The organism is Serratia sp. TSA_198.1, assembly GCF_052686505.1.
The window spans coordinates 84,112-98,835 of the sequence record NZ_JBQZFP010000003.1 but is presented as its reverse complement, the minus strand read 5'-3'; the positions used below and the strand labels follow the sequence as shown (position 1 = coordinate 98,835).

The window sequence follows — 14,724 nt, the reverse complement described above, 5'->3', positions numbered from 1 at the left end:
TTAAAGGATAACCTTATGACTTCATTTAGTGCCGCAGCCAAAATAACCGCCATGCAGATCGTGCCGGTCGCCGGCCATGACAGCATGCTGCTAAACCTGAGCGGTGCTCATGCGCCGTTTTTTACGCGTAACATCGTGATCCTGCAGGATAATACCGGCCACACCGGCGTGGGCGAAGTGCCGGGCGGCGAGAAAATCCGCCAGACGCTGGAAGAGGCCCGGTCGTTGGTGGTGGGCAAAACCCTGGGAGAATACAAAAACGTGATGGCGGCGGTACGCAACCGCTTTGCCGAGCGTGATGCCGGTGGTCGCGGCCTGCAAACCTTCGATCTGCGCACCACCATTCACGTGGTGACCGGCATTGAGGCGGCGATGCTGGATTTGCTCGGGCAGTTTCTCGACGTGCCGGTGGCGGCGCTGCTCGGGGACGGCCAACAGCGTGATTCGGTGGAAATGCTCGGCTATCTGTTCTACCTCGGTGACCGCAATAAGACGCCGCTGGCGTATCGCAGCCAACCGGATGAGCGCTGCGACTGGTACCGACTGCGGCATGAAGAGGCGCTGACGCCGGCGAGTGTGGTGCGGCTGGCGGAGGCGGCCTATGAAAAATACGGTTTCAACGATTTCAAGCTCAAGGGCGGGGTGCTGGCCGGGGAAGAGGAAGCTGAGGCGGTGACCGCGCTGGCCGAGCGTTTTCCGCAGGCGCGCATTACCCTTGATCCCAACGGTGCCTGGTCGCTGAACGAAGCGGTTTCCCTCGGCAGGCAACTGCGCAACGTGCTGGCTTATGCGGAAGATCCCTGCGGCGCCGAGCAAGGGTTTTCCGGCCGAGAGGTGATGGCGGAGTTTCGCCGCGCCACCGGCCTGCCGACCGCCACCAACATGATCGCTACCGACTGGCGGCAGATGGGCCATACGCTGCAATTGCAGTCGGTGGACATTCCGCTGGCGGACCCGCATTTCTGGACAATGCAAGGTTCGGTGCGGGTGGCGCAAATGTGCCACGAGTTCGGGCTGACCTGGGGTTCTCACTCCAATAATCACTTTGATATTTCGCTGGCGATGTTTACCCATGTCGCCGCCGCAGCACCGGGCAAAATCACCGCCATCGATACCCATTGGATCTGGCAGGAGGGCGATCAGCGCCTGACCCGCGAACCCTTGCAGATTGTCGGCGGCCGCATTGAGGTGCCGAAGAAGCCGGGGCTGGGCATAGAGCTGGATCGCGATCGGTTGATGAAGGCCCATGAGTTGTATATGGCCAACGGACTGGGTGCGCGAGACGACGCTCAGGGCATGCAGTATCTGGTGCCGGACTGGGTTTTTGATCCCAAGCGCCCATGCCTGGTGCGTTAACGCCCGGTGCATAACATTTCAATCTTAACCCAAGGAAACGCCATGAAGACTAGCCTTCTCCCCAACCGCTTCCGCCAGGCCCTGTTGCAGGGCGAAACCCTGATTGGCTGCTGGTCGGCGCTGGTCAATCCGATATCTACCGAGGTGCTGGGGTTGGCCGGTTTCGACTGGCTGGTGCTGGACGGCGAGCATGCGCCTAACGACATCACCACTTTCGTGCCGCAGCTGATGGCGCTGAAAGACAGCGACAGCGCAGCGGTGGTGCGGCCGCCGTGCAACGAACCGGTGATTATCAAGCGCCTGCTGGATATCGGCTTTTACAACTTCCTGATCCCCTTTGTGGAAAACGCGGAACAGGCACGGCTGGCGGTAGCGTCCACCCGTTATCCGCCGGCGGGCATTCGCGGCGTGTCGGTCTCTCATCGCAGCAACGGTTACGGCACGGTGGCGGATTATTTCACCACCATCAACGACAACATCAGCGTACTGGTCCAGATAGAAAACCAGGCCGGGGTGGATAACCTGAATGAGATTGCCGCCGTGGACGGCGTTGACGGCATCTTTGTCGGCCCAAGCGACTTATCGGCGGCGCTCGGCTACCTAGGCCAGCCCAATCATCCGCAGGTGCAGGCGGCGATCCGCCATATCTTTGCATGCGCCAAGGCGCACGGCAAACCGAGCGGCATACTGGCGCCGGCGGAGGCCGATGCGCGCCGCTACCTGGAATGGGGGGCCACGTTTGTCGCGGTTGGGAGCGATCTTGGGGTGTTCCGCTCAGCCACCCTGGCGCTGTGCGACAGGTTTAAAAAATAACGTTCTGCTTTCCACTTTGCAAAGAGGTTAACCTTATGAAAATTGGATTTATTGGCTTGGGTATCATGGGCAAACCCATGAGTAAAAATCTGCTGAAAGCCGGTTATTCGCTGGTGGTGCTCAATCATCATCCTCAGACCACCGCCGAGCTGGTTGCGCTGGGCGCAACCGCCGCCGAGACGCCGAAAGCGGTGGCTGAGCAAAGCGATATCCTGATCACCATGCTGCCGAATTCGCCGCAGGTGCAAGAGGTTGCATTGGGCAAGGACGGCATTATCGAAGGCGCCAGGCCGGGCAGCGTGCTTGTCGACATGAGCTCAATTGCGCCGCTTGCCAGCCGTGAAATCAGCGCCGCGCTGGCGGAAAAACAGATTGCCATGCTGGACGCGCCGGTGAGCGGCGGTGAGCCGAAGGCCATCGATGCGACCTTGTCGGTGATGGTTGGCGGCGACAAGGCGGTATTCGAGCGCTGTCTGCCGGTCATGAAAGCGATGGCCGGTTCGGTCGTGCACACCGGGGAGATCGGGGCCGGCAATGTCACCAAGCTGGCGAATCAGGTGATTGTGGCGCTGAACATCGCCGCGATGTCCGAAGCGCTGGTGCTGGCAACCAAGGCGGGCGTCAACCCGGATCTGGTCTATCAGGCCATTCGCGGCGGGCTGGCCGGCAGCACGGTGCTGGACGCCAAAGCGCCGATGGTGATGGATCGTAATTTTAAGCCGGGCTTTCGCATTGAACTGCATATCAAGGATTTGGCCAACGCGCTGGATACCTCGCACGGCGTCGGCGCACAGCTGCCGCTCACCGCTGCAGTAATGGAAATGATGCAGGCGCTGCGGGCCGATGGACTGGGGGCGTCGGATCACAGTGCGCTGGCCTGCTATTATGAGAAATTAGCCAAGGCGGAAGTGAGCCGATAGGGGGCGACCTGGTCAGGTGAGCAGGCTCTGCCTCTGCCGCGGGCGCCAACGCGCCGGTTGGCGAATCAAAGGACGAGTGCAGTCGAGGAAACGGACCGTATATGAAAATAGTGATCGCGCCGGACTCATACAAAGAAAGTCTGTCGGCACTGGAAGTGGCGACCCAGATTGAAGCGGGTTTTCGCGAGATATTTCCTGATGCCGAGTACATCAAACTGCCGGTAGCCGACGGCGGGGAAGGTACGGTGGAGGCGATGGTGGCCGCCACCGGCGGGCGTAAAGTGGATGTCGACGTCACCGGGCCGCTGGGCGCAAAGGTGAAAGCCTTTTTCGGCCTGTCCGGCGATGAGCAGAGCGCCTTTATCGAGATGGCCGCCGCCAGCGGGTTGGAACTGGTGCCGGGGCGGCAGCGCAACCCGCTGAACACCACCTCTTATGGCACCGGCGAACTGATCCGTTCGGCGCTGGATCACGGCGTAAAACATTGCATTATCGGCATCGGCGGCAGCGCCACCAACGACGGCGGCGCCGGCATGGTGCAGGCGCTGGGGGCGAGGCTGCTGGATAAAAACGGCGACGACATTGGCTTTGGCGGTGCGCAGTTGGAACACCTCGTCGCGATCGACGTCAGCGGGCTGGATGCGCGCATTGCCCAGTGCAAATTCGAGGTCGCTTGTGACGTCACTAACCCGTTAACCGGCAAAGAGGGCGCTTCGGCGATTTTCGGCCCGCAGAAAGGGGCTACGCCACAGATGGTGGCGCAGCTCGATCGCTGCCTGCTGCATTATGCGCAGGTGATTGCGCAGGATATGGCGATTGAGGTGGGCGGAGTACCCGGTGCGGGTGCGGCCGGCGGGATGGGGGCCGCGTTGTTGGCGTTTTGCCATGCCGATCTGCGTCAGGGGATTGAGATCGTCACCGAAGCGCTGGGGCTGGACGCATTGGTGCGCGACGCGACGCTGGTGATCACCGGCGAAGGACGCATCGACAGTCAGAGTATCAACGGCAAGGTGCCTATCGGCGTGGCGCGCGTCGCCAAGCGCTACAACAAGCCGGTGATCGGCATCGCCGGCAGCCTGACGGCCGACGTCGGCGTGGTGCATGAGCACGGGCTGGATGCGGTGTTCAGCGTGCTGTACAGCATCTGCACGCTCGAGGAAGCGCTGGAGAATGCCGCCGACAACGTGCGCATGACCGCACGCAATATTGCGGCGACCATAAGGCTGTCGCAGAAGCTATAGGTTCCGCTAATCATGCTGAGGGGGGCACCCTCAGCTTGTCGCTGGGCGATCGCTCTCCAGATGGCTGCGGGCTGCCTGGCTCACCAGTTCGATCTCATCCAGCAGTTCCAGCCATTCCGGCTCCAGTTCGTCGTTGCCGACGCCTTTGCGCAACTGTTGTTCAAGGTAGAAGCACAGTTGCTTCATGCGCGGCACGCCACTGTAGCTGCAACTGCCGTGCAATTTATGGATCAAATCGAGAATGCTGTCGTCTGGGGTGCCGTCCAGCACCGCCTGCACCCGTTCGCTGACTTGCGGCAGGAAGTCGAGCAGCATCTGCAGTAGATCGCGCGCCAAATCCTGTTTGTTCGCCGCCTGGCGCAACGCCAGTGGCCAGTCTAACGACAGCAATGGCTCGGCGGCCGGTTCGCCGCTGTAATAACGGGCCAGCACGCGGGTCAGCATAGCTTCATCAATCGGTTTGGCCAGATAGTCATCCATTCCCGCTTGCAGCAAATGCTCGCGCTCACCGCTCACCGCATGGGCGGTAACCGCGACGATAGGCGTAGAGTTGTGGTGCGGCAGTTGGCGGATCAGTTCGCTGGTGCGGATGCCGTCGATATTCGGCATTTGGATATCCATCAGGATCAGATCCAGCACGTTATCGCGCGCCAGCGCCAGCGCCTCTTCCCCGCTTTCGCACAGCAGGGTTTTTTCCACTTGTTCAGCCAGCAGGGTGCCAATCAGTTTCAGGTTGGCCGGGTTATCGTCGACCGCCATCACCGTCAATGGCAGGCGTTTGGGTTCCGGCGCGGCGATGAGGCGCTGCGGCGTTTCCATGCGCAGCAGCGGGAACAGGCGGTTGCCGGTGATGGGCTTGATCAGGCAGCCGATAGCGCCCTGCTGTTTAAGCTGCTCGGCGTTGATCTGCGATTGGCAGGGTAGCGCCAGAATCACCCGGTCGGCGATCTTCAGCGCCGCCATCAGTTTGCCTTCGTGCTGCGCCAGGTTGTCGCGGAACGGGATCGGCACCCCCACCAGCAAGAAGTCGTAATCTTTTTTCGGCAGTTGAGCCAGCGTAGGCGAATGGGTGATCACCAGCGGGGTGACGCTCAGCATGTTGAGCGTGGCTTCCGCCGCCATCGGGTTGGCTTCGATATACCCCAACGTCTTGCCGCGCAGGTCCGGCAGGCTCGGCGGCAACGACAACATGCCCTCGTGCAGCTCGAGGGTGATGTGGAACCAGAAGGTTGAACCTCGGTTCAGCTGGCTGTGGAAGCAGATATCGCCGCCCATCTCTTTTACCAGCTTCTGGGTGATCACCAACCCCAGACCGGTGCCGCCGTGGCGGCGCGAAATGCTGGCGTCCGCCTGGCGGAATGCCTGGAACAACTGCGACTGCTGCCGTTCTGATATACCGATGCCGGTGTCATGGATTTGCACTTCAAGTTCGACCTGACGCTCCTGCAGGCCGCGCAGCTCTACGCGGATATCGATGTTGCCGGTTTCGGTAAATTTGATCGCGTTGCCCAGCAGGTTGGTAATGATCTGCTGCAACCGCAACGAATCGCCGATTACCTGCTCCGGCACGTCATTATGCACGTCCAGCGTCAATTCCAGCCCTTTCTCGTGAGCGCTGGGGGCCAGCAATACAATCACTTCGTCCAGCGTTTCACGCAGCGAGAACGGAATGTGCTCCAGCACCAGTTTACCGGCTTCCAGCTTGGAGAAGTCCAGCACGTCGTTGATGATGGTCAGCAGGTTGTTGGCCGAGCGCTCGATGGTTTGCAGATAGTCGGTCTGGGTGACGCTCATCTCGGTTTTCAGCATCTGGCGGGTAAAGCCGATCACACCGTTGAGAGGGGTGCGCAGCTCGTGCGACATGTTCGCCAGAAACTCGGATTTGATACGCGCCGCTTCCTGAGCGCGTTTTTTCGCCAGATCCAGCTCGACGTTCTGGATCTCCATCTGCTCCAGCGTCTCGCGCAGGTCCGAAGTCGCCTGGTCGATATTCTGCTGCATCTCTTCGTGATAGGCGGTCAGCGACATCGCCATCGAGTTGATGCCGTTCTTCAGCATATGCAGTTCGCCGAGCATAAAGCCTTCAACGCGGCTGTCGAGCTGGCCACGGCGGATGCGGTCAACGGTGTTCACCATATTGCGGATCGGGCCGGTCACGTCGCGCATCAGACGGTAAGCAAACAGGATGGCAATGCACATGCACAGCAGCAACAGCAGGGTGGAAACAAACACCTCTTTATACTGTTGCAACCGCACCGATTGAAGATCAAGTTCGATCGCCACATAACCCAGATTGTTGTCCTGCGGAACCGGGTCGGTGGCGTTTTGATCCGGGTACTGGCTCTCCGAAAGGATCGGCGTGCGCAGGATCAGTGAGTTGCCGCGCCGCGTCAGCATCAGATCGGTGGGCATTGGCACACCTTTCGGCAACTGCAATTGGGCGAAATTGTGATGATAATTGGAGGTGACAAACAGATTATTCTGCGCATCGAACACCGTAATTGAACGCACAATATCCGAATGACGGCGGTGCAGCAGGCTGACCAACTGCCTGACCGACTCGCGGCTGCGGAATGTCATGCCGTACTCGCTGGCTACCGCCAAGGGTTCGATAATGCTGGCGCCGGCGTCAACCAGCTGTTCTTGCAGCTCATTGTAACGGTGCACCACGAAGAAGGTGCTGAGCAGCAGACCAATCAACAGCGTTGGGGCCAGAATCAGGATCATCATGCGCGCACGCAAGCTGTATTTGGTCATGGGATTCCAATGTGGGAGAATTGCCGAACTCACTCTACTTTAATGAGCCGGCACGCAATCGGCAAATATGGTGCAATTCTACTCTCCCAAACGCCGCCTGACGACCCGGCAAAGTCTGCAAATGTTAATCGCAAGGGTGAGCGACCTCGATCCCTTTGGGCAGGCGTGACACGCCACAACGGCAAAGACGCGTTTGTGCGGGGGAGTCTTGCTGGGCTGGCAGGCGGAAATCCAGCTGACGGAAGAAAAAAGATGAGGATCGCCAGGCGTTACCGGCCTTTGCGCAGCCAAAAAACGTAACCGTTTATTGGGCACCCGACAGCGACAGGGGCGAAAAACTGTGCGGCGAAACGCCGTATTATCAGGTCGACGGGCTACGCTTAGACATCAGTCCGCGTGGCTTTATTGGGGTAAATGACACAGTAAATCAGCAAATGGCAGCGCAGGCCCTTGAATGGCTCGACATTCAGCCCAATGATCGGGTATTGGACCTGTTCTGCGGCATGGGCCAACGTTACCCTGCCGCCGCGGTGTTGGGGATAGAAGGTATTGCCACGCTGGTAGCGAATGGGCAATATAATGCACATAAGAATAAACTGAATAACGCCTCCTTACTTTCCTTCCATGAAAATCTGGAAGAGGACGTTGAGCGGCAACCTTGAGCAGCACAAGGATTTGATAAAGTGATGCTGGACCTTGCCCGTGCGGGTGCGGTCGGCGCGATGTCACATAGTGTAAAACTGGCGCCAGAACGGGGAGGGGTACGTTTCTTGTAACCCTACCAGGCTGGCACGCGGCAGCAAAATATTGCTGGACGTCGGTTATCGTCTTGCACGTGTGCGGATGTTGGATAGGTTTCCGCATACGGGGCATCTTGAGTCAATGGCGCTGTTTATTAACGACAACACGCCTGGGGTCGCTGCAAAGTAGGGAGAGGGTATGGTTGCGGTAAGAAGTGCACATCTGAACACGGCTGGTGAATTTGCTCTCGACGAGTGGATTGCCAGCTTGGGGCTACCTAACCCGCAGTCATGTGAGCGATTAGCCGCAACCTGGCGCTACTGTGAGCAACAGACCCAGAACCATCCCGACGCACCGCTGTTGTTGTGGCGCGGGCTGGAAATGGTGGAAATCCTCTCCACGCTGAGCATGGACAACGACAGTATGCGCGCCGCGCTGCTGTTCCCGCTGGTGGACGCCGGCATCGTGCCGGAAGAAACCCTGACCGAAGAGTTTGGCAAGGGCATCACCTACCTGGTGCACGGCGTGCGCGATATGGACGCCATCCGCCAACTGAAAGCCACCCAGAACGATTCCATGGCCTCCGAACAGGTCGACAACGTGCGCCGCATGCTGTTGGCGATGGTGGAGGATTTCCGCTGCGTGGTGATCAAGCTGGCGGAGCGTATCGCCCACCTGCGTGAAGTGAAGGATGCGCCGGAAGACGAGCGCGTGCTGGCGGCAAAAGAGTGTTCGAATATCTATGCGCCGCTGGCCAACCGCCTCGGCATCGGGCAACTGAAATGGGAACTGGAGGATTTCTGCTTCCGTTACCTGCACCCGGATGAATACAAGCGCATCGCCAAGCTGCTGCACGAACGCCGCATCGATCGCGAACAGTTTATCGACGACTTCGTCGCCTCGCTGCGAAAAGCGATGGGCGACGAGGGCATCAAAGCGGATATTTACGGCCGCCCTAAACATATCTACAGCATCTGGCGCAAAATGCAGAAGAAGGCGCTGGCCTTCGACGAGCTGTTTGACGTGCGCGCGGTGCGCGTGGTGGTCGAGCGTTTGCAGGACTGCTATGCGGCGCTGGGGATTGTGCATACCCACTTCCGCCATCTGCCGGATGAGTTCGACGACTACGTCGCCAACCCGAAACCCAACGGCTATCAGTCTATCCACACCGTGGTGCTGGGCCCGCGGGGCAAAACGCTCGAAATCCAGATCCGTACCCGGCAGATGCATGAAGATGCCGAACTGGGCGTGGCCGCGCACTGGAAATACAAAGAAGGCGCGGTAGCGACGGTACGCTCCGGCTATGAAGAACGCATCGCCTGGCTGCGCAAGCTGATCGCCTGGCAGGAAGAGATGGCGGACTCCGGCGAGATGCTCGACGAGGTTCGCAGCCAGGTGTTCGACGATCGCGTCTACGTGTTTACCCCGAAAGGCGATGTGGTGGATCTGCCGGCCGGCTCCACGCCGCTCGACTTTGCTTATCATATTCACAGCGACGTCGGCCACCGTTGCATCGGCGCCAAGATTGGCGGGCGCATCGTGCCGTTTACCTACCAGTTGCGGATGGGCGATCAGATTGAAATCATCACCCAGAAGCAGCCGAACCCGAGCCGCGACTGGCTGAACCCGAACCTGGGCTATGTCACCACCAGCCGTGGGCGCTCCAAAATCCATAACTGGTTCCGCAAGCAGGATCGCGACAAGAACATCCTTGCCGGCCGCCAGATGCTGGACAGCGAGCTGGAGCACCTCGGCATCAGCCTGAAAGAGGCCGAGAAGCTGCTGATCCCGCGATACAACATGAATTCGCTGGATGAAATACTGGCGGCGATTGGCGGCGGCGATATCCGCCTGAATCAGATGGTGAACTTCCTGCAAGGCAAGTTCAACAAGCCGAGCGCCGAGGAGCAGGATCGCGAAGCGTTGCGCCAATTGGTGCAGCATAAAGCGCCGCCGGCGACCCGCAGCAAGGACAACGGCCGGGTAGTGGTCGAAGGGGTAGGCAACCTGATGCACCACATCGCCCGTTGCTGCCAGCCGATCCCGGGCGACGATATTGTCGGCTTTATCACCCAGGGGCGCGGTATCTCCATCCACCGTGCGGACTGCGATCAGTTGGTGGATTTGCAGTCGCATGCGCCGGAACGCATCGTTGACGCCGTGTGGGGCGAAAGCTATTCCAGCGGTTATTCGCTGGTCGTGCGTGTGATGGCCAACGATCGCAGCGGCCTGCTGCGCGACATCACCACCATTTTGGCCAATGAAAAGGTCAATGTGCTGGGCGTGGCCAGCCGGAGCGACACCAAAAAGCAACTGGCGACCATCGACATGGACATCGAAATCTACAACCAGCAGGTGCTGGGCCGGGTGCTGGCCAAGCTGAATCAGTTGCCGGACGTGATTGACGCCAAGCGCCTGCACGGCAGCTAAATCCCCTGCGCCTTTCGAGCCGCATCGGTGTTGGCTGCAAGCGAACACCGATACGGCCCGAAATCCATTGGCGACTAATCCGGCTGACGCACAAATGCGCTCCCATTCTTTCTCAGAGATCTTTTTATGACCCAATCCACCCCGCTGCAGCGCCTGCTGAACATCATGAAAACGCTGCGCGACCCGCAGAACGGTTGCCCATGGGACCGCAAGCAGACCTTCGCCACCATCGCGCCTTACACGCTGGAAGAAACCTACGAAGTGCTGGACGCCATTGAGCGCCAGGATTACGCCGATCTGCGCGATGAGTTGGGCGATCTGCTGTTCCAGGTGGTGTTTTACGCCCAGATGGGCCAGGAGCAGGGGCTGTTTGACTTCGATGAGGTGTGCAACGCCATCAGCGACAAATTGGAGCGCCGCCACCCGCACATCTTCGGCGATGCCGATGCGGCGGATAGCGAAGCGGTAGCGGCCCGCTGGGAGCAGTTGAAGGCCGGCGAACGCGCCGAGAAGGCGCTGCATTCCGCGCTGGACGATATCCCGCAGGCGTTGCCGGCGCTGATGAAGGCGCACAAAATCCAGAAGCGTTGCGCCTCGGTCGGTTTCGACTGGCATACCCTGGGGCCGGTATTGGACAAGGTGTACGAAGAGATCGACGAAGTGATGCATGAAGCCAAACAAGCGGTGGTTGATGAACAGAAGCTGGAAGAGGAAATCGGCGATCTGCTGTTCGCTACGGTGAATTTATCGCGCCATCTCGGGCACAAGGCGGAAAACGCGCTGCAGGCGGCCAACCGCAAGTTCGAACGCCGTTTCCGGCAGGTGGAAGAGATTGTCAAACAGCGTGGGCTGCAGATGGAGGAGGCTACGCTGGAGCAGATGGAAGAGGCGTGGCAACAGGTTAAACGTCAGGAAAACTAATCCCGTTCGGCGTTGTCCTAAAGTTGTTCGGCGAGGGTCGTAATGTTGATCGGCGACAAGGTTCGCTCAAGCTGAAACGGTTAAGCTCAGAGCCCTGGTTTGCTGAACGACGAGAGAACGGCAAGAAAATGCCAACAAACTGAAATTTAAGGCGTTTTAGTGCCATGAAACGGCGGTAAAAGAAAATTTTTCATGCTAACTCATTGTTTTAAAAAGACAGTAAGCAAGGTGCCCGCGGATTAAACCCTGATGAACTCCCGGTGGTGACAGAGATGATGGACAGTAAAACGATCGTTTGTAGGTCTGGAGAGGTTCGGGTATACTACTTTCCCGTCTTGGTACTTCCATCGTCTTTAAACCTAAACTCTCAGGTTCAGCATGACAACTAATTATATTTTTGTGACCGGCGGGGTCGTATCCTCTCTGGGTAAAGGCATTGCCGCAGCCTCTCTGGCGGCTATTCTCGAAGCCCGTGGCCTCAACGTTACCATCATGAAACTGGACCCGTACATCAACGTGGATCCGGGCACCATGAGCCCGATTCAGCATGGGGAAGTTTTCGTCACCGAAGACGGGGCAGAAACCGATCTGGATTTGGGTCACTACGAGCGCTTCATCCGCACCAAAATGTCGCGCCGCAACAACTTCACTACGGGTCGCATTTATTCCGACGTTCTGCGTAAAGAACGCCGTGGCGATTACCTAGGCGCCACCGTACAGGTTATCCCGCACATCACCAACGCGATCAAAGAACGCATTCTCGAAGGTGGCGAAGGCCACGACGTGGTGTTGGTTGAAGTGGGCGGTACCGTCGGCGATATCGAATCGCTGCCGTTCCTGGAAGCTATCCGCCAGATGGCGGTAGAAGTGGGCCGCGAGCACACTCTGTACATGCACCTGACGCTGGTGCCGTACCTGGCTGCCGCCGGTGAAGTCAAAACCAAACCTACTCAGCATTCCGTTAAAGAGCTGCTTTCCATCGGTATTCAGCCTGATGTGCTGATTTGCCGTTCCGATCGCACAGTTCCTGCTAACGAACGTGCGAAAATCGCACTTTTCTGCAACGTGCCGGAAAAAGCGGTTATCTCCCTGAAAGACGTTGATTCTATTTATAAAATCCCAGGCCTCTTGAAATCTCAGGGCTTGGATGATTATATTTGTAAACGATTCAGCCTCAACGCACCGGAAGCGAACCTGGCCGAATGGGAACAGGTGATCTCTGAAGAAGCCAATCCGGGCGGCGAAGTGACCATCGGTATGGTCGGCAAATATGTTGAACTGCCGGATGCATATAAGTCGGTGATTGAAGCCTTGAAACACGGCGGTCTGAAAAATCGTCTGACCGTGAACATCAAGCTGATCGACTCGCAGGATGTCGAAACCCGCGGTGTGGAAGTGCTGAAAGGTCTGGATGCGATTCTGATCCCAGGCGGCTTTGGCTACCGTGGCGTAGAAGGCAAGGTGATGACCGCGCGTTACGCGCGTGAAAACAACATCCCTTATCTGGGCATCTGCCTGGGTATGCAGGTGGCGCTGATGGAGTTCGCCCGCAACGTAGCGGGTATGGAGAACGCCAACTCAACCGAGTTTGTGCCAGACTGCAAGTACCCGGTGGTGGCGTTGATCACCGAATGGCGTGACGAAGACGGCAACGTCGAAGTGCGCACTGAAGAAAGCGATTTGGGTGGCACGATGCGTGTCGGTGGCCAGCAATGCCACCTGACAGACAATAGCCTGGTACGCAAGATGTACGGCGAACCGACCATTGTTGAACGTCATCGTCACCGTTATGAAGTCAACAACATGCTGTTGAAGCAGATCGAAGCCGCCGGGCTGCTCGTTGCCGGTCGTTCTGCAGACAACAAGCTGGTTGAGATTATTGAACTGCCGAATCACCCGTGGTTTGTCGCTTGTCAGTTCCACCCGGAATTTACTTCAACGCCGCGTGATGGTCATCCGTTGTTCGCCGGCTTTGTGAAGGCCGCTGGTGAGCACCAGAAGCGCCAGGTGAAATAAAATATTTGGTAAGCGGCGCGCGGTGAGAACCGCGCGTTGTTTGTCTGGAGTTTTAGTTTAACTTGTACTGAGGAAAACCTAATGTCCAAAATCGTTAAAGTCATCGGTCGTGAAATCATCGACTCCCGCGGTAACCCGACTGTTGAAGCCGAAGTGCATCTGGAAGGCGGTTTCGTAGGTCTGGCTGCTGCGCCGTCAGGTGCTTCTACCGGTTCCCGTGAAGCACTGGAACTGCGTGACGGTGACAAGTCTCGTTTCCTGGGTAAAGGCGTACTGAAAGCCGTTGCTGCAGTAAACGGCCCGATTGCTCAGGCAGTACTGGGTAAAGATGCCAAAGACCAGGCTAACATCGACAAGATCATGATCGACCTGGACGGCACTGAAAACAAATCCCAATTCGGTGCAAACGCCATTCTGGCGGTTTCCCTGGCTGCTGCCAAAGCGGCTGCTGCTTCCAAAGGCATGCCGCTGTATGAGCACATCGCTGAACTGAACGGCACCCCAGGCAAATTCTCTATGCCACTGCCTATGATGAACATCATCAACGGCGGCGAGCACGCTGACAACAACGTCGACATTCAGGAATTCATGATTCAGCCGGTTGGCGCGAAGACCCTGAAAGAAGCCGTTCGCATCGGTTCTGAAGTGTTCCATCACCTGGCTAAAGTGCTGAAGGCCAAAGGCCTGAACACCGCTGTAGGCGACGAAGGCGGCTACGCGCCAAACCTGGGTTCCAACGCCGAAGCGCTGGCTGTTATCGCTGAAGCGGTAAAAGCGGCAGGTTACGAGCTGGGCAAAGACGTGACCCTGGCGATGGACTGTGCAGCTTCCGAGTTCTACAAAGACGGTAAATACGTTCTGGCCGGCGAAGGCAACAAAGCCTTCACTTCCGAAGAGTTCACTCACTTCCTGGAAGACCTGACCAAACAGTACCCAATCGTGTCTATCGAAGATGGTCTGGACGAATCTGACTGGGCTGGTTTCGCATACCAGACTAAAGTGCTGGGCGACAAAATCCAGCTGGTGGGCGACGACCTGTTCGTTACCAACACCAAGATCCTGAAAGAAGGTATCGATAAAGGCATCGCTAACTCCATCCTGATCAAATTCAACCAGATCGGTTCTCTGACCGAAACTCTGGCTGCTATCAAGATGGCGAAAGACGCAGGCTACACCGCGGTGATCTCTCACCGTTCAGGTGAAACCGAAGACGCAACCATCGCCGACCTGGCGGTAGGTACTGCGGCTGGCCAGATCAAAACCGGTTCCATGAGCCGTTCTGACCGCGTTGCTAAATACAACCAACTGATCCGTATCGAAGAAGCGCTGGGCGACCGCGCACCGTTCAACGGCCTGAAAGAAGTTAAAGGTCAGTAATAACGGCTTGGTTCGTTGTTGAATAAAAACCCGCTGCGGCGGGTTTTTTTATCGCCATTTTTCAGTATTCATTATTTACGTGAGTAATAGTGTGTTATTTATTGATATTTGATTAATCTTCCAGCAGTGTTTTAACTCTATAATTTAATTGT

At 57.7% G+C, this 14,724-nt stretch carries 9 protein-coding genes and 1 pseudogene; 9 read left to right on the top strand and 1 reads right to left on the bottom strand.

The window, feature by feature from the left end:
- The first annotated feature begins 15 nt into the window (after positions 1 to 15).
- The 4 genes from gudD (at position 16) to ACUTSW_RS15100 (ending at position 4,330) form a co-directional block, all read left to right on the top strand.
- Positions 16 to 1,356, top strand: coding sequence for a glucarate dehydratase (gene gudD / locus ACUTSW_RS15115; RefSeq protein ID WP_445584782.1), 1,341 nt, complete (start codon positions 16 to 18; stop codon positions 1,354 to 1,356).
- Between the two features lie 42 nt (positions 1,357 to 1,398).
- The gene (garL, locus tag ACUTSW_RS15110; protein WP_445584781.1) at positions 1,399 to 2,169 is read left to right on the top strand and encodes a 2-dehydro-3-deoxyglucarate aldolase; all 771 of its coding nucleotides are present in this window, start codon (positions 1,399 to 1,401) and stop codon (positions 2,167 to 2,169) included.
- Complete coding sequence (gene garR, locus ACUTSW_RS15105; protein WP_257784246.1) at positions 2,166 to 3,089, top strand: 2-hydroxy-3-oxopropionate reductase; 924 nt, start codon at positions 2,166 to 2,168, stop codon at positions 3,087 to 3,089. Before garL ends, garR begins: the two co-directional genes overlap by 4 nt.
- A 101-nt stretch (positions 3,090 to 3,190) precedes the next feature.
- Positions 3,191 to 4,330 (top strand): glycerate kinase, encoded by a 1,140-nt coding sequence (locus ACUTSW_RS15100; RefSeq protein ID WP_445584780.1) that lies wholly within the window; start codon positions 3,191 to 3,193, stop codon positions 4,328 to 4,330.
- A 30-nt stretch (positions 4,331 to 4,360) separates the two neighbouring features.
- On the opposite strand, the gene barA is transcribed toward ACUTSW_RS15100, so the two are convergent.
- Positions 4,361 to 7,087: a two-component sensor histidine kinase BarA gene (gene barA, locus ACUTSW_RS15095; protein WP_004950209.1), complete on the bottom strand. Its 2,727-nt coding sequence runs from the start codon at positions 7,085 to 7,087 to the stop codon at positions 4,361 to 4,363.
- A 257-nt stretch (positions 7,088 to 7,344) separates the two neighbouring features.
- Here barA and rumA point away from each other — a divergent pair.
- From rumA to eno, 5 genes and pseudogenes are all read left to right on the top strand, one after another.
- Positions 7,345 to 8,017 (top strand): annotated as a pseudogene (rumA, locus tag ACUTSW_RS15090) (23S rRNA (uracil(1939)-C(5))-methyltransferase RlmD); the annotation flags it as partial.
- 9 nt (positions 8,018 to 8,026) lie between these two features.
- Positions 8,027 to 10,258, top strand: a complete 2,232-nt coding sequence (gene relA / locus ACUTSW_RS15085) for a GTP diphosphokinase (protein WP_062869650.1) — start codon at positions 8,027 to 8,029, stop codon at positions 10,256 to 10,258.
- Positions 10,259 to 10,384: 126 nt separating this feature from the next.
- Positions 10,385 to 11,179, top strand: coding sequence for a nucleoside triphosphate pyrophosphohydrolase (gene mazG / locus ACUTSW_RS15080; protein WP_004950214.1), 795 nt, complete (start codon positions 10,385 to 10,387; stop codon positions 11,177 to 11,179).
- A 378-nt stretch (positions 11,180 to 11,557) separates the two neighbouring features.
- Positions 11,558 to 13,195 (top strand): glutamine hydrolyzing CTP synthase, encoded by a 1,638-nt coding sequence (pyrG, locus tag ACUTSW_RS15075; RefSeq protein WP_004950216.1) that lies wholly within the window; start codon positions 11,558 to 11,560, stop codon positions 13,193 to 13,195.
- An 81-nt stretch (positions 13,196 to 13,276) separates the two neighbouring features.
- On the top strand, positions 13,277 to 14,572 hold the full coding sequence (gene eno, locus ACUTSW_RS15070; RefSeq protein WP_004950218.1) for a phosphopyruvate hydratase: 1,296 nt from the start codon (positions 13,277 to 13,279) through the stop codon (positions 14,570 to 14,572).
- Positions 14,573 to 14,724: the final 152 nt, after the last annotated feature.

Excerpts from the sequence above, each read along its gene's own strand:
- gudD (WP_445584782.1), top strand. The coding sequence starts at position 16 with ATGACTTCATTTAGTGCCGCAGCCAAAATAACCGCCATGCAGATCGTG.
- garL (WP_445584781.1), top strand. The coding sequence starts at position 1,399 with ATGAAGACTAGCCTTCTCCCCAACCGCTTCCGCCAGGCCCTGTTGCAG.
- ACUTSW_RS15100 (WP_445584780.1), top strand. The coding sequence starts at position 3,191 with ATGAAAATAGTGATCGCGCCGGACTCATACAAAGAAAGTCTGTCGGCA.
- barA (WP_004950209.1), bottom strand. The coding sequence starts at position 7,087 with ATGACCAAATACAGCTTGCGTGCGCGCATGATGATCCTGATTCTGGCC.
- relA (WP_062869650.1), top strand. The coding sequence starts at position 8,027 with ATGGTTGCGGTAAGAAGTGCACATCTGAACACGGCTGGTGAATTTGCT.
- mazG (WP_004950214.1), top strand. The coding sequence starts at position 10,385 with ATGACCCAATCCACCCCGCTGCAGCGCCTGCTGAACATCATGAAAACG.
- pyrG (WP_004950216.1), top strand. The coding sequence starts at position 11,558 with ATGACAACTAATTATATTTTTGTGACCGGCGGGGTCGTATCCTCTCTG.
- eno (WP_004950218.1), top strand. The coding sequence starts at position 13,277 with ATGTCCAAAATCGTTAAAGTCATCGGTCGTGAAATCATCGACTCCCGC.